Consider the following 21,636-nt stretch of genomic DNA (forward strand, 5'->3'; position numbering starts at 1 on the left):
GAGGTGTTCGACGGCATCCTGGAAAACGCCAAGGCCGACCGCTTCGCGTGGTTCACGCAGTTCTACAGCGACTTCTACAACCTCGACGAGACCCTCGGCTCGCGCATCACGCCGGAGGTCGTCACGGCGAGCTGGAACACCGCGACCAAGTCGGCTCCCGTCGCCTCGTACGCGGTGGTTCCCGCCTGGATCGAGGACTTCCGTCCGGATGTGGCCGCGGTGCGCGAATCGGGCAAGCCCGTGCTCATCGTGCACGGCACGGCCGACCGGACGCTCCCGATCGACGCGACGGCTCGCCCGTTCGCCGCGCTCCTGCCCGACGCCGAGTACGTCGAGATCGACGGGGCACCCCACGGGATGCTGTGGACGCACGCCGACGAGGTGAATGCACCGCTGCTGCGCTTCATCCAGGCCTGACGCGCGGCGCGTGAGGAGGGGCAGGGGGTCTACCCTCTGCCCCTCCTCACGTCATCCGTTCCCGGTGGCGACTAGCTGTAGGAACCGCTCAGAGATGTCCGCGGCATCGCGGCAGTTCCAGGCTGGTTCGGGGCAAGATGTCCACTGCGGTCCTCCGACTCTCGCTCCCGACTTGTCCACCAAACCACGGATGGCCAGTCGTTAGTTTGGATCACCGTCGATACATCGTCGTTTGACGTCAGGTGGCAATATCTTCCTGCCCAGGAACCTTCGAGCTTCGGGCATGCATCTTGTCGCTGATCGCGATAAGCCGCTCGCGCTCCTCATGTTCCCACGCGAGCCGGTTGCTCTCTGGGCCGAGCGGTGCGCGGTACTTGCCGTGGGCCGAGTACGGCGCAGCTGAAGGGCGATCCGCGCGCCATAGTTGAAGCTGCGCGATCCGCAAGCCGGGACGGAGCACTATGGGCACGGTCCCAGCGTTCACGAGCTCCAGTGTGAGCGAGCCACGGAACCCGGGCTGTACAGCAACGGCCGTTGCGACCAGGAGTCCCAGCCGGCCCCACGACGATCGGCTCAGAACCTGACCAATGACATCGTCCGGGAGTACGACGAACTCCAGTGTCGAGCCCAGCGCGAACTGGCCAGGGTGGAGCACGTATTGATCACCTAAAGGCACGTATGTGCGAAGGTCGGCTGCGGGACGCGCACGCGGGTCGCGCTCCGCGAACGGATCGATAGAGGAACTGTTTTGGCGCGGTGTTTCCAGGAACTCCGTGCCGAGGCGAAGGTCGATGCTGCCCGGGCCGACTTGCTTGTTCGGATCCAATAGAGGCGTGATGATGAGTTGCTTCGCCGGATCAGTCTCGGCCAGCATCGAACGGATCTCTGTGTCGGTGAGCGCGGTCACTTCGACCTCCACTCTGAGACGATCTGGGAGTACTCGATCGCCTTTACGATGACGGCGTTGTAGTCACGGTCTCCTGCCGCGAGCGCGACTGTCGGTGATTCGTCGCCTCGCACGGAGATTCCCGCAATCCACGCTGCGAGTACCACTTGCCAAGGAGAGAGCACACTGCCGTCGACATCGACGAGCGGCACACCTTGAGCCAACCAGGCCGCCGCCTGATCGATTCGATCGCCTTCTTTTGAGTCCAGCGGGCCCACTACATGGTCCGAAGCAATCTGCCTTCGCTCTGCGGAGCTGGCAGAGATTGCCTCTCGAAGGAACGTCTCCTCGGCGCCGCCGGTGAGTACCGGCTGAGTTGAGACCTCACGGAACCACGCCACGAGCTTGGGGGCCCGCTCTTCAATGAACGGCGTCCACCCGTAACTGTCGATGACGTCGAGCGCGAATCCGAGGCGATCTTGGATGTCTGGATGCGACTTGCTTGCTCCCGAAACGGCGGTCGGCGGCACGAACGCGGCGAACGCGAACAGGAAGCTGGGGCCGGTCAGCGCTATCGCAATCGCGTCGCACAGCAACTCCGCGGACCACGATTGAAAGGCCTGCGCCAGCGCCGCAGTCTGTCGCTGATCACCGCCGAACCCCAGGCGCGCGAACGCGTCATCGATCTGTTTTCCCGCCGGCCCGCTCTGAATCCGGTCCTGCAACTTCTTGAGCAACTCGCGCGTCACGGCGGTATGCGCGACTTCATGTGCGAGCACCGGGGAGAGGAGCACGTTGTTCGGGTCCAGCGCGGGAAGGTTGAATGCAATCGGATGCCGCCCTGAATACTGCCGCCCTTGCGGACCTAGCGCCGCCACAAGTTCGTCCATCGGGCCAACCAGATCGATGGTTGAGTACATGTTTCTTGTGTCGAGGTGGATAATCGGATCGCCCGAATCAATAACCACCTGGTCGATCAACACGTCCACGAGATGCTGAAGGCCGACGGGTACATCCGACCGGGCAACGGCGTCACGGTATGTCGCCATCTTGGCGTGGAGTGCGTCGAGGAGGATCTGGAGGCGCTCTAACCTCTGGCCAGCGTTCGCCCGAAGTTGCGCTCGTGCGGGCTCCGCGAGCTGGTCCGCGCTCGCAACGTCGCCCACGATGTCAGCAGCATCGGCAGCGAACTCAGCGTGGACATGCCAAAGAAGCGCCTTCCACTCGCCACCGCGACCATCTGGGAGCCCTTCGATGTGCCGCTTGACACTCTCCAGTCTCGTATCTGTTCGGGCGAGCAGTAGCTCAAGGTTCTCCACGATTACGCGAGAAACAAATGCCCGCTGACCATGCGAGACGCAGACCGCATGGTCGACTGCGAGATCTGCGTGAACTCCCTGCGCACCAGATCGATCGCAGTCGAGTCTGGCGTCTGCTTCGTAAGCGCCTCCAACGCGTCTGCGAGTCCGCCCAGCCAAGGCTGAATGTCATCGGCTTGTGGATCAGCGGCCGTTCCAAGGTCGTCCGAGACTGGCGAGGAGAAGTGAACAATGTCATCAACCACCGAGTGCGCGTCCCAGATGGTGCGCGGGTGCGCATACTGATTCGCCGCCAAGCGGAAGATCTTGGCCGCTTGAGGCACCGCGACCAATTGATCGGGACCAAGCTTCCCCAGCTCAATTGCGATGAGTTCTCGCAAGACTGCATCCGCGAGGGACCCGATAGTTGAGAGTTGCGTTGCGCGAGAGTAGTCGACGTCGAGCTCACTCACGCCACGCGTTTCGAGTACCAGACTCATGCTGACCTCCTAGTATCCCTACCGTCCACCGTTGCGACCGACTCAGCCTCTGCCCGAAGAGCGTCGACTGAAAGCGCTACAACGTGGAGCACGCTTTGACCTGGGGCAGTGAAGAGTGAGACCAGATTTTCCCACTCATCGATCTGTATCAGATCCCCTCCATCCCAGTACAACATGCGATCGCGAAGCGTGGCCGCCCACGTTTCTCGCAGCATTGCCTGGGCGTGCTTCAGGACCCGCACCGATGCGCCGGCGTCACGAAGCTCCTTCAGTGCTCGCACACTGACGACATCGAGAATCGACCACTGCCGGGTCCGCCGGCGCCCGCTGCCACCACGCACCGACGGCGTAACCAGTCCGGTCCTCACCCAGTAATCAAGGGTCGAGTAAGGCAACCTGCACAGGCGCACGACCTCGGGAGTCTCGAGGTAGGGGCTGCTCGGTTCGACCGCCATGTCTGAAGGGTAGTCGTTTGTAATGCTTGAACCCAGTATTGGCATTAGAACGCGATCGCGATGGGCGCGCGAGTTCGCAACCTCGTTGACGCCTCTGGCCAGGCGGCTCAACTCGCGTGAGCCTCCCGCACTTCGCTACACACCGAGCGAGCCGAAGGTGGGCCAGCCGGCGCTAGATGCGAATGGTCTTGCCGCACTTGCCGCAGCGGATGAGCCCATGACGAGTGACCTTCACGCCGACGAAGGTGTGACGGCAGTAGGGGCAGGTGAGAGTCGGGATCGATGCCATGACGATTCCAATCGTGATCAGTGACGAGATGTCTGGCACACTACGGACGGTCTCCGACATCGAGTCGGATACCCTCTGCCGAGGCCCATCCTGGATCGACGAACGGAATGTGATGAGCGCGACCCAATACCGCGGCCAGCTGGAGCGGAAGCGCAAGCAACGACTCGATGCCGAGAAGAAGGCGAACGAGTACCGCGCCAAGGAATCGAAGAAGAGAGCGGACGCCGCCGCGGCGCGACAGGCGGCCATGAAGACCACGAGCCAGAGCACGGCGCGGAGCAAGACGCGGGAAGCAGAGCGTCGCGAGGACGAAGCCAAGAGCGCCGGCGCTGAAGCATCCCGCTGGGCTGCCCGCGCTGCCGGCTATTCGCGCGAAGAAGCGACCATCGCCACGCGACTCGCGAAGGCGGAACAGTCTGAGGCCGCGGCCGCCGAGCGTGCAAGGAAACGCGAACAGCAACAGATCACGCGGACAGCTGCTGCCCAGCAGGCCGCCCTGAGCGCCCGTCTATCTCAAGCGGAGACCGCGGTGGAGCGGATCGGTCGTCGGCTTCCAGACCCTCGGCCCGAAAAGTTGAGGATCCTCATGCTGGGCGCTTCGGCAGACGGCGGACTTCGTGTCGGTCGTGAACAGAAGCGGATTCGCGCAGCGATTGAGACAGCACTCCATCGTGACTACGTTGAGCTCGATGTTCGTCCCGCAGCCACCACGGAAGACCTGCTCGACGGGATCGCGAAGTTCCGCCCGCACGTCATTCACTTCTCCGGGCACAGCAACGAAGACTCCATCGAGTTCGAGGACGAGGTAGACGAGCCCCATGTCGGCGTGATCGTATCAGCGCGCGCCTTCGCGAACGCGGTTCGGGCCACGGATCAAGCTCCGATCCTCATCATGCTTAACTCGTGTCTCTCCTCCGGCCAACTCGATCGGCTTGTAGCGGACGTCGTGCCGTTCGCGATCGGCATGGCGGACGAGATCGAAGACGGCGATGCAATTGCCTATGCAGCGCGCTTCTACGCCAACGTGGCGAATGGCCAATCGATTCACGCAGCACACGCCGCGGGTCGCGCGGCGCTCGAGCTTGGTGGCCTGGAAGGTGCCGACCTACCTACATTGGCTTGGGCGGACGACGTCGATCCGACAACGGCCGTCCTTGTGACGGTTGAGTAGCACGAGCTGTCGAAGGGGCGACCCCGCTCTGACGCCACCGGATCGAAGCCACGCTGAACTTCAGGAATGCCATACATATTAGGCCATACAGACTTCCCTGTACGGGAACCCTGGATCGGTGGCGAAGCGCACCGAACCCGAGGACGCGGCCTGGAGCGACTATGCCGACCGACTGGCCGCGAACCTCCGGCGTCTGCGCGCCGAAGCTGGTCTCAGCCAGGAGGACGTCGCATACCGTTCGGGGCTGACGCGCTACACGTACCAAAAGTACGAGAAGGGCGAGTCGAAGCCGGGGACGCCGGCGAATCCGACGATACGCACGCTGCTCGCGATGTCGCAGACGCTCGGTGTCGAGCTCACTGAGATCCTTCCGTCGGACGTCCCGGATCTGCGGCTGCGCTGACCGCGAAGGCTCGCGTGAGCTCACGTTGGACCTCGACACCGAGTTCTGTGAGCGCGAGCGGCTGTCCTCGTACCGCCCGCGTGATGAGTGGGCCGCCGGCATCCTCACCGATGCGCTTCATCTGGTTCGCGAGGATGCTGAGCGTCACGCCGAGCTCGACCGCGGCAGCCGTCATCGTGTCGCGACCAGCGACGATGAGGAACCGTTCGGCGCGCTGCGTCGCATCCTGACCGACGAGGATTCGGCGGAGCAGGGCTGAGTCCCCCGCGCGCGGGTCGACGCGGATCGCGGTCGAGCGGCTCGCGCTACCGCGAGGCCTGCGCGGGATCCCTGCCGCTTCGAGGTGGCGGTTGATCGTGGTCATCGTCACGCCGACCTCTACAGCGATCTCCGGGATGGTGTGGAGTTCGACCGAGTAGCGATGCCGTAGCCAGTCGGCGTCGATCACGGCGCGTCTCCGCCCGCGGCGTGTCTCGACGCCGGCATTGTCGAGCACACGGCTCACGGTCTGTCTCGCAACCCCATGATCGAGTGCGATCTCCGCAACCGAGCGACCAGCGGAGTAGGCCGCGACAGCCCGAGACGGCTGCACTGCGGCGCGCGCGGGCCGAGCCGGCGGCCACTCACGATCTCTCTGAACGGTGACGTCGCCCTGGATGCCAGCGACGTCGAGTTCGGGCATCCATGACACGGGCTCGTCGATTCCCCGTGCACTCAAGAACTCAGCCGCCGAGCTCTGGAGCGCCTGCGCCACAGCTCCAGGCAGTCCGGCGCGGAACTGCTGGAGCTCAACGAACGACGGGAAGCTCGCAACTGAGGCGAACGGCGCCCTGGCGAGCCGGTTGCCGCTGAGCAGAGCGTAGAGATGCGCGCGTGCGAGCTGCCACCGCCGGTCGCCGCCCGGCAGCACGTTCGCCGTCCGGCAGACCTCGTGCCACTCGTCGCAGGGCAGGATCTCGGAGTAGTCGATCGCTCGGCGGCGCGCGTAGTCGATGGGCGTCGAGTTCTCGTCGAGGAACTCTGCCAGGCGTGCGAGGGCACCGATCGTGTCCGCCTCGGGAGCGTTGCGACCGAGCGAGCGCATGACGTGACTGACCTGGCGCCCCTGCGCGTCGGGGTCGAGAAGCTTAATCGCCGATCCGTGCGTGAGGCGCGTTCCGGCGAAGACGATTGCTGCGGACAGTGCTCCGCCGGCGATCTCGGCGTCAAGTCGTCGTGGCGCTAGACGAGCCGTCCACTCGGGCCAGAGCACAGCCGGGATCTTGGCAGCACGGGCGGCCGGATCCGTGGTCGACACCTTCATCGCCTGGAGAGTGGCCGTGGGCCGTCGCGCACGCCCGAGCGCGCGGCTCACGTGGTCCCGGAGCGGTGGGGAGTGGTGATCGAGCGCAGTGTGGACGCTGACGCGCCCGCGAAGGAGACCGGTGATGCGTTCACCCGACTTCAGCGCCTCGAACGCGATCGTGTTTCCGAGCGCGACCTCGCGCGCGGTGTTCGGCCGCAGGTCGACCTTCCCGGTACTCGCGTGTGACGTGATCGCGCTGGCGTCCTTCGCTTCGACCGGCATCCAGTCGAATCGCTCCCCGTCAACGAGCGCCTGCCGTCCAGCGCGGGAGAGCAGGAGCATGTCGGACAGGACGTGGATCGTGCTGGGCCGCGCTTCGGAGTAGATGCCAAGCTCGCTGGAGCCAGCGGCCACGACGCGGAGCATCATGCGCTGAGCGTCGCGCGTCGACTCGTCGGCCGCGACGAACTCGTTGGCCGCTGTCAGGTCGGCGCCGCAACGTTCGCGTATGGACGGCGATCCGACCGACGGCCTGTTGTGGCAGTGCCCCGGCTCCGGCACGAGTGTGATCGGATGCCCAACGAGACGCGGCGGCCGTTGGCACCCCGGGCAGAGGTCGACGAGGAGTCGCTTGTGGCGTAGGCAGGCGAAGCCGAAGGGGAACTGCCAGGACAGTCGCCACCTGCCGCCCGAATCGGCGAGGCAGTCGGGACAGTACCGCGCAGCGACTCCGGTGCTCGGGCAGGAGGCGCTGATCCTCCCCTGCGGTGTGAGGCGGATGGCGTTCGCGGCGAAGGTTGTCCGAGTCATCGCCAGATACTCGTCGGCGGGCCTACCGGTAGTCAGCTCTAGATTCGTGAGTTGCTGCGGCTCGAGGGAGGTGGACCAGGCTCGCGAGGACTGCGGGGTTGCCTTCGGGACACCGTCGGCGTCGATGAGGCCAAGCGCTCGCGCCATCTCTCCGACGGTCGCCCCATAGTCATGCGCCATGAACTCAACCCATGAGTCGAGCGGCTCGTCGGGAAGCGGCACCGCGACATGCAGGAGGCGACGTAGCGTCATGCTCCAACCTCGTTGCCGCGGATGCCGATCGTCCGGGTCATGCCGCAGCTCGCGGCTTCTTCCGCTTCGCCGCCCCCTTCTTCTTCTCCTCGAGTTCCTTGGCGACGACCTCGCGAGCCTCTTCGGCCGCGACGTCGATGTCGATCTCGTCGAGCACCTCTCGAGTCAGGTCCTCGGTGCCGTCTCGCATCGCGTGGACCGCTCCGAGAGTGATCAGCTTGAAGAGCGAGCCGATCATGCCAGTGGAGCGTTCGTAGAGATAGTCCGCCTGCCCGCGAAGCATCCGCGGTCGAGCGTTGGCGAGCACAAGGTGGGTTTCGATCGTGCCGAGCAACGAAATCCAGGCCTTGCGGTGCTCACCGACGGGGTGTTCGAACGGCGGCAGAGTGAGCCTGGTCCATCGCCGGGCGATCTGCGACATCGCGAGGTTCTTGCTCGTCTTGCTCTCGCTGAGAAGCCCGGTCTCGGTCATGTTGACACCGGTGAACAGGAAGGTGGCGGGGTACTCGTTGGCGAGCCACTTCAGCTCGTTGGCCACCGCCTCCCCCGCATCGGTGTGGATCTTCAGGAAATGCACGTCGTCGACGATGATCAGCCGCGTGCCGTGTCGGCGCACTGACTCCGCCGCAAGAGTGGCCAGGTTGCGGTTCCGCAGATGGCGAGTCTCCGCGGCCTCAGCGGAAGGGTGGTTGTAGAAGTTCAGGATCGCCTCGTTCAGGGCACGCGTGTTCGTGCTGCCTTTGAAGGCGACGTGACACACCGGGATGTGCAGGGTCTGCCCGTCATCGAAGTCCTTCCCGTGACGCAGGATCTGGCGTCGGTGAAATGCTCGCCCGAACGCGTCGACAGCGGTGGTCTTCCCCAGTCCGGGCGGCGAGTCGACAATCGCCGCACCCTTCACCCGTGAAGGACCTTGCTGGTTGGCGTCGAGAAGATCCCACAAGCGCACGTTGAGCCGCTTGACTTGCGGTGTCGTCACCAGGAAGTTCGCGTGGTACCGCTCGCGGTGGTAGTCGTAGGCGACGCGATCGTCCTCACCGAGCTTGTCGATCTGTTTGGCGGACAGGCTTTGCGGCTTCTCCAGTGCGGGGTCCTCGGCGAAGTGCCGCCAGCCCTCCCACCGGGAGAGAAGCTCGTCGCGTTCCAGGGGCAGGATCACAGGTCCTCCAAGAGGTCGAAGTCGTCGAGATCCTCGTCTACGAGCGGGTCTGCACTGAGCGCGAGCCGGTCTTGCTCCTCGCTGACCGGCGGCGGCGTCACAGAGACCAGTCCCAGCTCGTCGCCCAGGTCAGGTCCACCGACCTGCTGCGCGATCTGCTTGGCGATGTGCGGGAAGAACGGGCTGTCGAGCCCCTCGGAGGTCTCCGCAAGTTGAGCAGCGAGCCGTGCGCTGATGCGCTTCTCGGCCGGAGTGCTCGCGCGGCCGGCGCCCCAGCGTTCCAGCAGCTGGCCGAGAGCTTCGGACACATTCACGCCGTTGCGACGGTCGAGAGCGATGCCCTTGGCGTACTCGAGAGCGTCGAAACTGAACGGCACCGGAACCTTCGGCGCATGCTCCCAGCGCAGGACGTGCCAGGAGTTGTCGTCGGGGTCGTTGAAGTAGATCTGTGAGAAGTCGTCGGGATTGACCGAGAACTGCCACATCCGCTTGTCCTTGGCCATCGCGCGCGACCGGTCGTAGTACTTCCCCACGATGTCGCCGTTGTAGCGGAGCGTGCCGACCTCGACGCCGTAGTGGTTGAACTTGCGCTTGACGACCGGGAGCATCTCGAGCAGCAGGTTCGGGTTCGCCGGCACGCGGATGCGGCCGGCCACCGCCACGCCCTGTTCGAACTTCTGCGCCGGGCTCATCTTCGCCGCGGGCAACTGCGAGTCGACCAGCCCGCCGTGGGGGCGCAGATGGTAGACGGTCGCGATCCACTCGCGGATGATCTGCTCGAGCTGAGGGATCGTGTAGACCGCTTCGCTCTCGGGCGCCTCGCCCCGGGAGGCGATATCTTTGCCTTTGTAGCCGGGAAGCTCCTGCAGCATGTCGTCGATGGTCCGGAACCAGCGCTCGACCCATGCCTTGTCGGTGCCCGTGTACACGTGCGCGGGCTGGATGGAGATCCCCAGCCGCTGGCACACGCTTGCGACATGGATCGACATGAACGGCTTGCCGTGATCGATGATGATCGTGTCGGGAAGGATGCCGGGACGGCGGAACCGCAGCGCCTTGAGGTTCTCGACGTCGATGACGATGTTCTCGGGCACGCCATGGAAGGGCCAGGTGGCTCGGTCGCCCCACTCGGCCGGCATCTCGCGGGGTGAGAGAGCCTCCATCAGCACGCCCGCCACGTCGACCGCCTTGGTGGAGATGGGTGCAAGACGGAGGCCGAGGATGGATCTGTCGTAGAGGTCGAGGGCGACGGTCAGCTCGGCGCGCATCCACTTGCCGGTAACGGGTGCGACGCCGAAGACGTTGAGGGGCGTCGTGTCGAGAACGACGTACTCACCGGGTCTCGTCGCGACCAATCGTCCGTACGGCACGGGCGGCCGCGTTTCGATGGATCGCTGGGCCCGCATGCTGGCGCCGAACGTGCCCTTCCCGCGGGTGAGCTCGGCGACCGCGTCACGAGCGCTGGATTCGGAAGGTATCCGCACCTCGACATCCGGGTACTCGCGCTTGACCCTCGCCAACACGATGGCGAGGGTGGTCGTGACACTGCGCTTCGCGCCGCGAACGTTCTCCTCAACGACACGTCGGCACATGTCGACCCAGCGCGGATCGAGCCCGGAGAGCGCCGGCGTCCACGACGTCTTCCGGAAGTCGAGCAGCGCGAGATCTTCGCCTTCGTCGAACCGATCGTCCCAGCGCTTCAGCGTCTTCGGGCTGACGCCAAGCTGTGCGGCCTTGGCGCGACGCCGCTCGTGGATGGTCGTGAGCTTCGGGTTGTACTCCGGTCGCGGTTCGTGGGGCTGAGCGAGTGTCGGCATCCCCGACGCGAACCCGGTGCGCATCTCTCGGACGTGCGCCGCCTTTCGCCGCGCCTCGTCGCGTTGCCCTTCCGTCGCGTCCGCCCAGATCAGGGCGAGCGGTGTGAGTGCAACCTCCTCGGACGAAATCCCGAACGCATCCGTGGCGTCGCGCAGAAGCTCGACGAGTCGCACGCGTCGGGTCTTCTTCGCGCCGTCGACCAGGACAACAGCGTCGCCCGCGATCTCGATGACAGTGCACAGACTGCCGTCGAACGAGACGGTGCTGCCGATGCGGATGTCGAAGGTGTGGCTCATGGCGTCTCCAATGCGGTGTGGTTGGCAAGGGCAGATGTGAGGTCGCAGAGAATCGAGCGGCGCCAGAGCAGGTGGAGCACGACCGCTCGCGCATAGGGGATGTCATCCAAGGCGGCCCCGGCGCTCCGCATGGCCGCGCCAAGTGTGGGCGTCTCGCTGATCGTCGCCTCGACGACTTCCACGTCGCGCCGGGGGAACTGCCAGAGGCGTCGATACCCCGCAAGGAACCGGACGTTGGAGAGCAGCGCTGGGTCGGGCTCGGTGACGATCCGATATCCCCATCCGCGGGATTGGATGATGTCGCCCGCCCACCGGAGCGCACCTGCGATCTCCGGGTCTTCCAGCCGATGCTTCGGCTTGACCTCGATCACCGTGAAGCGATGGTCATCGTGCTCGATCATGTAGTCGGGCACGTAGCTTCGCTCAACACCGTCTCGATCGGCGATCAACTCGAACGGCTGCGATGCGATCCGAACCGCCCGATGGTCGAAGTCCTCGAGGAGAAGCGCCGCGAGCTCGAGGCGACTCTCGTACCCGACGAAGCCTTCCGTGGTGGCGCACCAGTAGCGCCCTGGGTAATGCCGCTGTCCCCGATGCCAGCGGAACGTCCGCCGAGGCTCGGCCTCGAAGACGTGTCGAGCCTCGAGATCCGCGAGTTTGCCCCGCTCGAGGTCATTCCCGTCGAGTCGCAGCGTGTACTGCGGTGGCGATGTTGGCACGTCAACTCCTACGAGTCGCGAACAATGAGTCATAACTCTTGATTCGTTAACGTACGGAGGTCTCTACTGTTCTTGAGGTTCGACACGCGGGTCGAGTTCTTCGCGTTGGAGTTCTCTCGCATGCCGATGGCTGCAAGCAGTGAATGTGACATTTACGCTGGGGAAGTCAGATACACAACACGCGCCACGCCGTCGGACCACGCCCTGCGATGCTCCTGCTGCGCTGAGCGCCTCATGAGAAAATGAGGCGGTGGAGACCGTGCCGAGCGAACAGAGCGAGGAGCTTTCGAAGCTTGCCTTCGGGAGCAACCACATGCTCGCGCTCATGGCCGAGATCGCACGGTCTCCCGACGGAAAGTTCTCCACGCCCTCCGTCGCAACCGCCACGGGACTGTCGACCAGCACCATCCACGCCCTACTGAAGCGCCTCAAGCAGTTGGGGCTTGTCCGGCGAACGGATGAGGTCACCCCCGAGCGGATCAGGATCTATCAGCGCGCAGTGCACCCGACATGGGACTACGCACTACGGCTTGAAGCAGAGGCAGACGCACGCGCAGCCGGAACTTTCACCATCCAGTGGGAAGCAACCACGGCGCGTCGCTAGTAGACACTCACGAAGGCCCTCGGATGCCTAATCGGTATGGCATCCTTCCTCTATGAGCGTTGCCGAGGACCACTACGAGGCATTCGCGACCGCGGCTGAGGACCCTTACCTCGGCGCCCTCCTTGGGACGATCGATGAGCCCGGCGGCACTTCGACCGCCAATCGCGCCGGCATGCTGACGTTGGCCTGGTGGGACGAACATGGCAACGGACCGACGTGCGCCGAACTCATCGAGGCGGTCTTCGAGATCGATGATTGGGATGCCGCGATCGAGGATCCCGGACGAACACTCTTCGAACGCCACGAACAGCGTGACCTGCTCCAGCGATGGCTCATCAGCTACTGGACCCGGCTCGGAACGATCGCGTTCGTCCCGGGATTCGACGACATCGTTCGGCCAGGACGCGTCGGGGTGATGGCCGAGGCGAACCCAATCGAGTCCGAGTAGATTGGCCAGTTCGGATCGAGGAGGACGCGTGAGAGAGATCATCATCGGCGGGCGCTCCATCACGGTCTCCCACGTCGAGACCGAGACGACTGAGTATGGCGACATACAGCGCTACCGCATCGAAGTGTCTGGCGCGGATGCCGTCACCCACCTGTCGAGCCTGCGCTCGTCGCCCAACATCGACGCACGTGTCATGGCGTCGGTTATCGACACCGAGCTGCTGCTCGGCTACGAGGGGAGCGCAGCATCCGGCCTCCTGCGCGACTCTGGGATCCGCGCATGGCGCGACCAACACCGCCCACTCATCGAGCAGGCGCTGGACCGGCTCCGCGACGAGATGAAAGACCTTCCTCCTGAACCGGTGAGCGACGTGGAACGGCTCCTGCTACGCGCCTTTGACATGAACGACGACGAGGTTCGCGGTGCTTGACTATCCGACGTTCGACTTCGATCAAGTCGACTTCGTCACCTCCGACACGCACTTCAGCCACGCTCGCATCAGCGGACTCACCGGTCGGCCATACGCCACGGTCGATGAGATGAACGACGACCTTGTGCGCCGGTGGAACGACACGGTCTCGCCCAGCAGCGTCGTCCTCCACCTCGGTGACGTGGCGCTCGGCCCGATCGAGGAATCGATCGCGCTCACCGCGCGGCTCAACGGCCGCAGGCTGCTCGTGCCCGGGAACCACGATCGCGTCTCGCCCGCGACACAGTCGAAACGGGCGATCGAGAGATTCCTGCCCATGTACGAGGCGGCGGGGTGGGAGATCCTCCCAGAGGTCATGGAGGGAACCCGCCACGGGTACAGGATCATCGCCTCGCACTACCCCTACGCCGGCGACAGCCAGGAACAGGATCGACACACGTCGCATCGCCCACGCTGGGACGACGGCATCCCACTCATCCACGGGCACACCCACGCCCGCGACCATGGCCCGAACGGTCACCGGTTCCACGTCGGCGTTGACGCCCACGGTTTCGCGCCGATCCCGTTCAGCGTGATCGACGACTGGATCCAGAGCCTACCCGGAATCGAAACTCCGCTCCAGACGGCGATCCGCGAAGCTCGAGAGGTCGTCGCCGATCTGGACGACACGCCGTGGCCAGTCATGGACCAGATGTTCTACATGCAGGCCTACGAGGTGCTCCGCGTGCAGCTTGACGAGCTGCTCGATGCGTTGCCACAAGGGATCGACAATCAGTCGCCTGACCCTTGAGACAACACTCCAGCTGCCGCCGTCTCTCAGTCGCGCTTCGATGTGAACCGAACATGTCGATCCGCGTCTGTGAATTGGATTCACTTGCATCGCGGATCAATCTGTTCTACAGTGATCGAACCCGGAGGTGGGAATCTGATTCACAAACTGATTGGCAGATATGATGTACACAACAGCGGCGCTGCGTCGCATCGTCCTTATCGACATCGAGAACATCGTGGGAGGTGGAGTTTCATTGCCGGGACAGGTTCACGGTGCTCAGGCCGCGATCGCGGAGGCAATCGGTCAGCGCGACAACGATCACGTCGTGGTCGCGTGCGGACGGTTTTGCGTCAACGTCGTCGGGTTCGAGTGGGCAGGTCCGCGCCGTCTCGTGTTCCGAGGCGGCAACAATGGCGCGGATTTGGAGCTCCTCGACATCCTCGAGACAGAAAGGGTCGGCGACCGTTTCGATGAAGTTGTTGTGGTCTCCGGCGATGGGATCTTCGCGGACGTCGTCTCGTTCCTGGGGCTCGGCACCGATGTCACTGTCGTGTCGCGCCCCGAATCCTGCTCCCGCCGGCTTCGCATGGCGGCGAAGTACGTGCTCGACCTGGACTACGACCCGTCCGTGATCACGGAGGCAGCATGACTATGCAGAGCCATGAGGGACTCCTCGCACCGAGCGATGTCGCCGACCTCGCCGGCGTCTCCCGCGCCGCTGTCAGCAACTGGCGCAAGCGCATGAAGGACTTCCCAGTGCCAGTGGGGGGTAGCGCAAGCAAACCGCTCTTCGCTGCCACTGACATCGAGTCGTGGCTCGCGGCCCACCCGGAGAAGCGGAAGGCCCATGCCTCCGCCAACTCAGACGCGAGAGCGTGGGAGTCACGTCTGTGGGGCGTTGCGAACCTCTTCCGCGGGCATGTTTCCATCCACGCACTCGGCGAGCTTTTCGTCAGGACCGCGATCGAACTGATCGAAGGGCGGCCCTCATACGCGCCGCGGGACATCGGACAACGATCCATCGATGAACTGCGCTATGCACTCGACGACATCCCGCGCGAAGAGCTCGCCAGGGCCATCGACGGGCTCCTCGAACGAACATCTCGAGCACTCGGAAAGGCAGCTGGCGAGAACGGATTTGTGGGCTCGCGTACCAGCACACTGCTGGCGTCGCTGGCGAAAGATCTTGATGGTGGGACTCTGTATGACCCCGCGTGCGGAGTGGGCGTGGCGCTGCTGCAGTCCCTCGACATGGGCGCGCGCCCGGATCACATCGTCGGCCATGAGATCAACGCGACTGCCGTAGACATCGCCCGCGGTCGCGCGGAGTTGCGTGGCGTCAACATCGACCTTCGCGTGGCCGATGTACTCGACCATGATCCGGACCCCGAACTGCGTGCAGACTTGATCATCGCCGAGCCCCCGTTTGGGCTGCGTGTCGACCGACAGACCACGATGCTGGACCCACGCCTGCGCTACGGGATTCCGCCTCGCTCCAGTGGTGACTCTTTCTGGCTTCAGCACGTCGTCGCGCACCTAGCTCCGAGCGGCGCCGGCTACGTCCTAACGTCGCCCGGCATGCTCTTCCGTGGCGGAGCCGAGGCCGAGATTCGGCGCAATCTCTTGCTCAGCGGCTGTGTCCGTGCTGTCGTGGCGCTCCCGGGTCGGATGCTGCCGCACACCTCAATTGCGCTCGCGCTTTGGGTGCTCAGCGAGCCAGCATCCACCTCCCGCGAGGATGTCTTGCTCATCGACGCGACTTCGATCGAGACACCTGAAGACGAGGTGGCCGGCTGGCTGACCGAACGGGGGTCGCTCGCAGAGGTTCCGCACGCACGTGTGTCCATCGACGAGCTGGCGGCTGGCAACGCGGACCTCAGTCCGGCACGCTGGGTGCTGACCGATGCGATCGACGACGCCCAAGTCGTCGAAGCCTTCGAGCAAGCGAACACTCAGTTGCACCAAGCAGTCGCTGCGCTCGCGGCAACCCTCGGGCGCGTGCGCCCCCCCAAGGTCGCCGGCGAGCCGCCGATAATGACAGTCGCCAAACTCATCGAAGCCGGGGCGGTCGAAGTCTCCGCGGTGCGACCGCAACGAGTCGAGGTCGCTCCTGAGTACGAGGATCGTCAGGTATCGACGAGCGATGTCCGAAGCGGCAACCTTCCGCCGGTCGCCGACCTCCCGTCGGCCGACACCTCAGGGCTCCTGACGCAGCCCGACGACGTGCTCGTCACGACCGTGCACGGCATTCGGGCAGTCGTCGACGAAGCGGGCGGCCACTTTCCCATAGGTCATGGCCTCTTTCGAATCAGGGTCGTCGATCGCGCCAACCTAGATCCTCACTACCTAGCTGACGTCCTCGCGGGCGGATGGAATCTCCGGTTCGCCGCGGGAACCGCCATTCAGCGCATTCCGGTGCGAGACATCGAGATCCCTGTTCCCCCGCTCGAAGATCAACGTGCCATCCACGCCGCGATCAACAACGCACGCAAGGCGAAGCAGCTGGCCAACCAAGCGTCCGAGGCCGCCGATAGCCTGACGACAGCGATCCTCAATGCTGTCCGTCACGGCGCTTCCCTGACCAGCAACACCACCGAAGGAACCACCCGATGACGGAGCGGCTCACGTTGACCGAACTGGAGCAGTACCTCGCCCGAGCGGCAGATCTCCTCCGCGGCAGCATCGACCAGGCTGATTTCAAGGCCTACATCTTCCCGTTGATGTTCTTCAAGCGGATCAGTGACGTCTACCTCGAGGAGTTCGAGCAAGCCCTCGACGAGTCGGGCGGCGACCACGAGTTCGCCGCATTCGCCGAAAACCACCGCTTCGCGATCCCTGACGGCAATCTCTGGTCGGACGTGCGCGAGAAGACCGAGAACATCGGCACTGCGTTGCAGACCGCGTTCCGTGAGATCGAGAAGGCGAACCCCGAAACCCTCTTCGGCATCTTCGGCCACGCGAACTGGACCAACAAGGACAAGCTGCCTGACCGCAAGCTCGCAGACCTGATCGAGCACTTCTCCACTAAGACGCTGAGCAACGCGGCTGTCGCTCCGGATGTATTCGGCAACGCGTACGAGTACCTCATCAAGCGGTTCGCCGACCAGTCCAACAAGAAGGCCGGCGAGTACTACACCCCGCGGTCGGTCGTCGGCCTGCTCGTGAACATCCTCGACCCTCAAGAGGGTGAGAGCGTCTACGATCCCGCGTGCGGTACCGGAGGCATGCTCATCGAGGTCATCGAGCATGTGAAGGCTGCCGGCGGTAGCCCGAAGACGCTGTGGGGCAAGCTCTACGGCCAGGAGAAAGTGCTCGCGACCTCTGCGATCGCCCGCATGAACCTGCTGCTGCACGGCATCGAGGACTTCAAGATCGTCCGCGAAGACACCCTCCGCAACCCCGCGTTCTACACCGGCAACCACCTCGCACGGTTCGACAACGTGCTCGCGAACCCACCGTTCTCGCTCAAGGCGTGGGGCGATCTCGAATGGGCATCTGATCGGTGGGGACGCAATCAGCTTGGCGGAGTCCCGCCGAAGGGCTACGCGGACTGGGCGTGGGTGCAGCACATGCTCACCTCAGCCGACCCGAACACCGGCAGAGTCGCAGTCGTGCTCCCGCAAGGCGCACTGTTCCGGCAGGGCGCCGAGGCGCGCATCCGCACCCACATCCTCAAGGCGAAGAAGGTCGAAGCCGTCATCGGTCTCGCCCCAAATCTCTTCTACGGCACGGGCCTCGCAGCCTGTGTGCTGATCCTGCGTCATCAGCGACCCGTCGACCAACAGGACAAGGTGCTGTTCATCAACGGCGAAGACCTGATGAAGAAGGGTCGCAACCAGAACACCCTCGAACCCGAACATGCGAAGGCACTGTTCGACGCCTACCGCGGATTCACCGACATCGAGGGGCGGGCCCACCTCGCCGACCTGGCCGAGATCGAGGGCAACGAGTTCAACCTCAACATCCCGCTCTACGTCGCACCCGCTGACACCGGCGAGAAGATCACACTCGCCGATGCCCTGGCGAACCTCGAAGCCGCGCACAAGCGCGCGCAGGAGACCCGAGCAGCGTTGGAAGCAGAACTCGCGAAGTGGGGATTGAGCGCGTGACCGGCCAGATCAGCCAGCGTGAGCTGGAGAACTACCTGTGGGGCGCCGCCGTCATTCTGCGCGGACTCATCGACGCCGGCGACTACAAGCAGTACATCTTCCCGCTGGTGTTCCTTAAGCGCATCTCGGATGTCTACGACGAAGAGCGCGCGGCAGCGCTCGCCACCTACGGCGATGAAGAGTTCGCCGACCTGCCCGAGAACCACCGCTTCGCGATTCCGAACGGATGCCACTGGCGCGACGTTCGCGCGGTGACCGAGAACATCGGCTCAACCGTTCTGCAGGCCATGCGGGCCATCGAGTCCGCCAACCCCGACACGCTGCCCGGAGTATTCGGCGATGGGGACTGGGGCAACAAGAACCTGCTGCCGGACTCGACTCTCGCCGACCTGATCGAGCACTTCTCGACGCAGACTCTGTCAATCGCGAACCTGCCCGAGGACGAGCTCGGCAACGGATACGAGTACCTCATCAAGAAGTTCGCCGACGACTCGGGTCACACCGCGCAGGAGTTCTACACGAACCGCACGCTCGTGCACCTGATGACCCTCATGCTCGAGCCTCAGCCCGGGGAGTCGGTCTACGACCCGACGTGCGGCACCGGCGGAATGCTCATCTCGACGGCGGCCGAGGTGAAGCGCCAGGGCAAGGAGTGGCGCAACCTCAAGCTGTACGGCCAGGAGCTCAACTATGGAACCTCGGCCATCGCCCGCATGAACCTCTTCCTCCACGGCATCGCCGACGGCCAGATCGCCCATGGCGACACACTCGCGAGGCCCGCGTTCCTGAACAGCAAGGGCGGCTTGCGCACCTTCGACGTCGTGCTGGCGAACCCGCCGTACTCGATCAAGACCTGGAATCGGGATGCCTTCGCGAAAGACCCGTACGGACGCAACCTGTGGGGCGTGCCGCCGCAGGGCCGCGCCGACTACGCGTTCTTCCAGCACATAGCCAAGAGCCTCGACCCCCAGACTGGGCGCGCCGCGATCCTCTTCCCGCACGGCGTGCTGTTCCGTCGCGAGGAGGCAGCGCTCCGCGAAGCGCTCGTGAAGTCCGACCTCGTCGAATGCGTGCTCGGACTCGGTGCGGGACTCTTCTACAACTCGCCGATGGAGGCCGTCGTCATCACTCTCCGCGCGGCCAAGCCCGCCGAGCATCGCGGCAAGGTGCTGTTCATCAATGCTGTCACTGAGGTCGCGCGCGAGCAGGCGCAGTCGTTCCTGCGCGACACACACCAGAGGAGAATCCTCGACGCGTACCGAGGCTTTGCCGACGTTCCGCAGTTCGCGGCGGTCGCCACGCTCGGCGAGATCGCCGACAAGGGCTCCAGTCTCGCGATCCCGTTGTACGTCGCCGGCGCGAAAGCCGCAGACGTGGCAGAGCAGATAGACGTGGCCGACGCACTAACGAGCTGGCGGCAGGCGGCGGAAACCTCGGAGCACGCGATCTCAGATGTGCTCGCGGTGCTTCGTGCGGCGGTGAACGCATGAACCTCGTCCTCGACAAGTCCACCTGGCAGAGAGTCGCTTTCGGCGATGTCATCGACAGCATCACCGACCGTGTCGACGACCCCTCGGCTGCGGGAGTCGATCGGTACGTGGGTCGCGAGCACCTCGACCCCGTGATCATGACGGTCCGGCGGTGGGACAGCCCCGACATAGTCGAAGCACAGAAGCTGCGGTTCCGATCTGGCGATGTCATCTTCGGCAGACGTCGCGCCTACCAGAAGAAGGTCGCTCTGGCGGAGTTCGAAGGCATCTGCTCTGCACATGCGCTTGTATTGCGTGCGCGACCCGGGTTCATCGATCCCGCATTCCTCCCTGTCTTCCTGTCTAGCGACTACTTCCTCGACCGCGCCATCGAGATCTCGGTGGGGTCCCTGTCACCTACCGTGAACTGGCGTGATCTCAAGAGCCAGGAGTTTGTACTTCCGCCGCTCGACGAGCAGAAGCGCATTGCCGACCTACTGTGGGCAATCGAACGTCACAGACTCGCGGCCGCGGACACTGCAGAGTCGCTCAGAGCAACCAAGTCCGCGGTGTTCGCCGACCGCCTCGCTGCCGGCGTGGAGCAATCCGGCTGGAGTAGCGACTCGGTCGCCTCTCTGGTCGAGGCAGGACCGACCAACGGCAAGTCCGCCCCCGCAAACGACCAGAAACGTGGCGTCCCGACACTAAGCATTAGCGCCGTTCGTGGAGGGCTGGTCACGGGTGGCGACTCAGTCAAGTTCATCGATGTCGAACCGGCAAGCGTAGACGGATTCTTGCTCCAAGAAGATGACTTTCTGATCGTTCGAGGGAACGGCAATCGGCAACTCACGGGTCGGGGCGGCTTGGTTGTCGGCGGTCTACCCACCGGGTGCATCTATCCCGACCTACTCATCCGGCTCCGTTTCAACGCTGCACGAATGCTCCCGCAGTTCGCAGCAGAACAGTGGAACAGTGTTCATGCCCATACGGCGCTCCTCGAGAACGCGAAATCGACCAACGGGATCTGGAAGATCAACGGCAAGGACATCAAGTCGCATCGCCTCGTCGTACCGCCACTGGAGGCGCAAACAGAACTCTTGGCCGAGGCGCGCACCTTCGATCGCAGCATCGAAGCAACCCAGGCCGAGGCGAATCGCCTGAGAGCCGTGCTCCGAACGCTCTCTTCGACAATATTCGGAGGCAACTGATGGCGCAGTTCAACGAAGCGAACACGGTCCGCGACTTCGTCCGCGATCTGATCACGTCTCCGGACGTGCAATTCCTGCCGGGAAGCCAGCTTCCGCGCCGCGCCGATGAAGTGTTGCTCGAAGGGCTCGTCGCTGCCGCGCTGATTCGGCTGAATCCCGAGATCGCGGCTGATCCGCGCAAGGCTGATGAGGTCATCCATGTGCTGCGGGCGATCCTGATCTCGGCGCGCAACAGCGCACATCCGGTGGTCGCGAACGAAGAGTTCATGTTGTGGCTTACGGGCCAGAAGTCGATGCCGTTCGGTCCACAGGGCGAGCACACCACGGTGCGCCTCATCGACTTCGACCACCCGGACGATGACTCGTCAAACCAGTGGATCGTGTCGACCGAGGTGACGTTCCAGATGGGGCGGCTAGGCAAGAGGTTCGACGTGGTGCTGTGGTGCAACGGCTTCCCGCTCGTCGTCGGCGAGGCGAAGACACCGATCCGCGCTGCCTACACGTGGATCGACGCCGCCGCGCAGATCCACGACGACTACGAGGCAAGCGTCCCGCAGTTCTTCGTGCCGAACGTGCTGTCCTTCGCGACCGAAGGCAAAGACTTCCGCTACGGCTCCGTCGGCATGCCGGTCGAACTTTGGGGTCCGTGGCACGAGGAGGAGACCGATCCGAACGCACCCGCGAAGGTTGGCCTCGAGGTGGTCAAGGACGCCGTGAACGGCGTGCTGGCACCGGCATCCGTCCTCGACTTCCTGCGGTTCTTCACCGTATTCGCGACCGATGCGAAGCACCGCAAGATCAAGGTGATTGCGCGGTACCAGCAGTTCCAGGCGACGAA

22 protein-coding genes are annotated in these 21,636 nt (G+C 64.3%); 13 read left to right on the forward strand and 9 right to left on the reverse strand.

Going from position 1 to position 21,636, the window contains the following annotated elements; all coding sequences use genetic code 11:
* A partial coding sequence (locus Q1V87_RS15870) for an alpha/beta hydrolase (RefSeq protein WP_300595052.1) occupies window positions 1-417 on the forward strand: 417 nt, incomplete at its 5' end.
* A gap of 238 nt (window positions 418-655) precedes the next feature.
* Here Q1V87_RS15870 and dcd read toward each other — a convergent pair.
* The 5 genes from dcd to Q1V87_RS15895 all read right to left on the reverse strand — a co-directional run bounded on the left by dcd (window position 656) and on the right by Q1V87_RS15895 (window position 3,884).
* On the reverse strand, window positions 656-1,324 hold the full coding sequence (dcd, locus tag Q1V87_RS15875; RefSeq protein WP_300595054.1) for a dCTP deaminase: 669 nt from the start codon (window positions 1,322-1,324) through the stop codon (window positions 656-658).
* A complete protein-coding gene (locus Q1V87_RS15880; protein WP_300595056.1) occupies window positions 1,321-2,292 on the reverse strand; it encodes a hypothetical protein in 972 nt (323 codons plus the stop codon). Before Q1V87_RS15880 ends, dcd begins: the two co-directional genes overlap by 4 nt.
* A 332-nt stretch (window positions 2,293-2,624) precedes the next feature.
* Window positions 2,625-3,074 (reverse strand): hypothetical protein, encoded by a 450-nt coding sequence (locus Q1V87_RS15885; protein ID WP_300595058.1) that lies wholly within the window; start codon window positions 3,072-3,074, stop codon window positions 2,625-2,627.
* Window positions 3,075-3,097: 23 nt separating this feature from the next.
* Window positions 3,098-3,556, reverse strand: coding sequence for a MerR family transcriptional regulator (locus Q1V87_RS15890; RefSeq protein WP_300595060.1), 459 nt, complete (start codon window positions 3,554-3,556; stop codon window positions 3,098-3,100).
* A gap of 172 nt (window positions 3,557-3,728) precedes the next feature.
* Entirely contained in the window at window positions 3,729-3,884 is a 156-nt protein-coding gene (locus tag Q1V87_RS15895) for a hypothetical protein (RefSeq protein WP_300595062.1), read from the reverse strand.
* Window positions 3,885-3,957: 73 nt separating this feature from the next.
* Between Q1V87_RS15895 and Q1V87_RS15900 the strand changes: the two genes are divergently transcribed.
* Together Q1V87_RS15900 and Q1V87_RS15905 are read left to right on the forward strand one after the other, a co-directional pair.
* Complete coding sequence (locus tag Q1V87_RS15900; protein ID WP_300595064.1) at window positions 3,958-5,016, forward strand: hypothetical protein; 1,059 nt, start codon at window positions 3,958-3,960, stop codon at window positions 5,014-5,016.
* 118 nt (window positions 5,017-5,134) lie between these two features.
* Complete coding sequence (locus Q1V87_RS15905) at window positions 5,135-5,419, forward strand: helix-turn-helix transcriptional regulator (protein WP_300595066.1); 285 nt, start codon at window positions 5,135-5,137, stop codon at window positions 5,417-5,419.
* Here the strand turns inward: Q1V87_RS15905 and Q1V87_RS15910 are convergent.
* The 4 genes from Q1V87_RS15910 to Q1V87_RS15925 are packed head-to-tail and all read right to left on the reverse strand — an operon-like array spanning window position 5,373 to window position 11,758.
* On the reverse strand, window positions 5,373-7,766 hold the full coding sequence (locus tag Q1V87_RS15910; protein WP_300595069.1) for a TniQ family protein: 2,394 nt from the start codon (window positions 7,764-7,766) through the stop codon (window positions 5,373-5,375). The two genes, Q1V87_RS15905 and Q1V87_RS15910, sit on opposite strands and share 47 nt — an antisense overlap.
* A gap of 37 nt (window positions 7,767-7,803) precedes the next feature.
* Entirely contained in the window at window positions 7,804-8,925 is a 1,122-nt protein-coding gene (locus tag Q1V87_RS15915) for a TniB family NTP-binding protein (RefSeq protein ID WP_300595071.1), read from the reverse strand.
* Entirely contained in the window at window positions 8,922-11,039 is a 2,118-nt protein-coding gene (locus Q1V87_RS15920) for a hypothetical protein (RefSeq protein WP_300595073.1), read from the reverse strand. The genes Q1V87_RS15915 and Q1V87_RS15920 overlap by 4 nt, the downstream gene beginning before the upstream one ends.
* Window positions 11,036-11,758 carry a TnsA-like heteromeric transposase endonuclease subunit gene (locus Q1V87_RS15925; RefSeq protein ID WP_300595075.1) on the reverse strand — a complete coding sequence of 241 codons (723 nt, stop codon included), beginning with the start codon at window positions 11,756-11,758 and terminating at the stop codon, window positions 11,036-11,038. The genes Q1V87_RS15920 and Q1V87_RS15925 overlap by 4 nt, the downstream gene beginning before the upstream one ends.
* A gap of 250 nt (window positions 11,759-12,008) precedes the next feature.
* Between Q1V87_RS15925 and Q1V87_RS15930 the strand changes: the two genes are divergently transcribed.
* From Q1V87_RS15930 to Q1V87_RS15975, 10 genes are all read left to right on the forward strand, one after another.
* Window positions 12,009-12,362, forward strand: a complete 354-nt coding sequence (locus tag Q1V87_RS15930) for a helix-turn-helix domain-containing protein (protein WP_300595077.1) — start codon at window positions 12,009-12,011, stop codon at window positions 12,360-12,362.
* A gap of 52 nt (window positions 12,363-12,414) precedes the next feature.
* A complete protein-coding gene (locus Q1V87_RS15935) occupies window positions 12,415-12,810 on the forward strand; it encodes a hypothetical protein (protein ID WP_300595079.1) in 396 nt (131 codons plus the stop codon).
* 28 nt (window positions 12,811-12,838) lie between these two features.
* The gene (locus Q1V87_RS15940; protein ID WP_300595081.1) at window positions 12,839-13,240 is read left to right on the forward strand and encodes a hypothetical protein; all 402 of its coding nucleotides are present in this window, start codon (window positions 12,839-12,841) and stop codon (window positions 13,238-13,240) included.
* Window positions 13,233-14,030 (forward strand): hypothetical protein, encoded by a 798-nt coding sequence (locus Q1V87_RS15945; RefSeq protein WP_300595083.1) that lies wholly within the window; start codon window positions 13,233-13,235, stop codon window positions 14,028-14,030. The genes Q1V87_RS15940 and Q1V87_RS15945 overlap by 8 nt, the downstream gene beginning before the upstream one ends.
* 160 nt (window positions 14,031-14,190) lie before the next feature.
* Window positions 14,191-14,661, forward strand: a complete 471-nt coding sequence (locus Q1V87_RS15950; protein ID WP_300595084.1) for an NYN domain-containing protein — start codon at window positions 14,191-14,193, stop codon at window positions 14,659-14,661.
* Window positions 14,658-16,625, forward strand: coding sequence for an N-6 DNA methylase (locus Q1V87_RS15955; protein WP_300595086.1), 1,968 nt, complete (start codon window positions 14,658-14,660; stop codon window positions 16,623-16,625). Before Q1V87_RS15950 ends, Q1V87_RS15955 begins: the two co-directional genes overlap by 4 nt.
* Complete coding sequence (locus Q1V87_RS15960; RefSeq protein WP_300595088.1) at window positions 16,622-18,121, forward strand: class I SAM-dependent DNA methyltransferase; 1,500 nt, start codon at window positions 16,622-16,624, stop codon at window positions 18,119-18,121. The genes Q1V87_RS15955 and Q1V87_RS15960 overlap by 4 nt, the downstream gene beginning before the upstream one ends.
* Window positions 18,118-19,611: a class I SAM-dependent DNA methyltransferase gene (locus Q1V87_RS15965; protein WP_300595090.1), complete on the forward strand. Its 1,494-nt coding sequence runs from the start codon at window positions 18,118-18,120 to the stop codon at window positions 19,609-19,611. The genes Q1V87_RS15960 and Q1V87_RS15965 overlap by 4 nt, the downstream gene beginning before the upstream one ends.
* On the forward strand, window positions 19,608-20,798 hold the full coding sequence (locus tag Q1V87_RS15970) for a restriction endonuclease subunit S (protein WP_300595092.1): 1,191 nt from the start codon (window positions 19,608-19,610) through the stop codon (window positions 20,796-20,798). The genes Q1V87_RS15965 and Q1V87_RS15970 overlap by 4 nt, the downstream gene beginning before the upstream one ends.
* On the forward strand, window positions 20,798-21,636 hold an 839-nt coding region (locus Q1V87_RS15975; RefSeq protein WP_300595094.1), incomplete at its 3' end, for a type I restriction endonuclease. The genes Q1V87_RS15970 and Q1V87_RS15975, both read left to right, overlap by 1 nt.

This window comes from Microbacterium sp., assembly GCF_030149085.1.
GTDB lineage: Bacteria > Actinomycetota > Actinomycetes > Actinomycetales > Microbacteriaceae > Microbacterium.

Excerpts from the sequence above, each read along its gene's own strand:
- Q1V87_RS15910 (WP_300595069.1), bottom strand. The coding sequence starts at position 7,766 with ATGACGCTACGTCGCCTCCTGCATGTCGCGGTGCCGCTTCCCGACGAG.
- Q1V87_RS15950 (WP_300595084.1), top strand. The coding sequence starts at position 14,191 with ATGATGTACACAACAGCGGCGCTGCGTCGCATCGTCCTTATCGACATC.
- Q1V87_RS15920 (WP_300595073.1), bottom strand. The coding sequence starts at position 11,039 with ATGAGCCACACCTTCGACATCCGCATCGGCAGCACCGTCTCGTTCGAC.
- Q1V87_RS15935 (WP_300595079.1), top strand. The coding sequence starts at position 12,415 with ATGAGCGTTGCCGAGGACCACTACGAGGCATTCGCGACCGCGGCTGAG.
- Q1V87_RS15890 (WP_300595060.1), bottom strand. The coding sequence starts at position 3,556 with ATGGCGGTCGAACCGAGCAGCCCCTACCTCGAGACTCCCGAGGTCGTG.
- Q1V87_RS15900 (WP_300595064.1), top strand. The coding sequence starts at position 3,958 with ATGAGCGCGACCCAATACCGCGGCCAGCTGGAGCGGAAGCGCAAGCAA.
- Q1V87_RS15960 (WP_300595088.1), top strand. The coding sequence starts at position 16,622 with ATGACGGAGCGGCTCACGTTGACCGAACTGGAGCAGTACCTCGCCCGA.
- Q1V87_RS15955 (WP_300595086.1), top strand. The coding sequence starts at position 14,658 with ATGACTATGCAGAGCCATGAGGGACTCCTCGCACCGAGCGATGTCGCC.
- Q1V87_RS15970 (WP_300595092.1), top strand. The coding sequence starts at position 19,608 with ATGAACCTCGTCCTCGACAAGTCCACCTGGCAGAGAGTCGCTTTCGGC.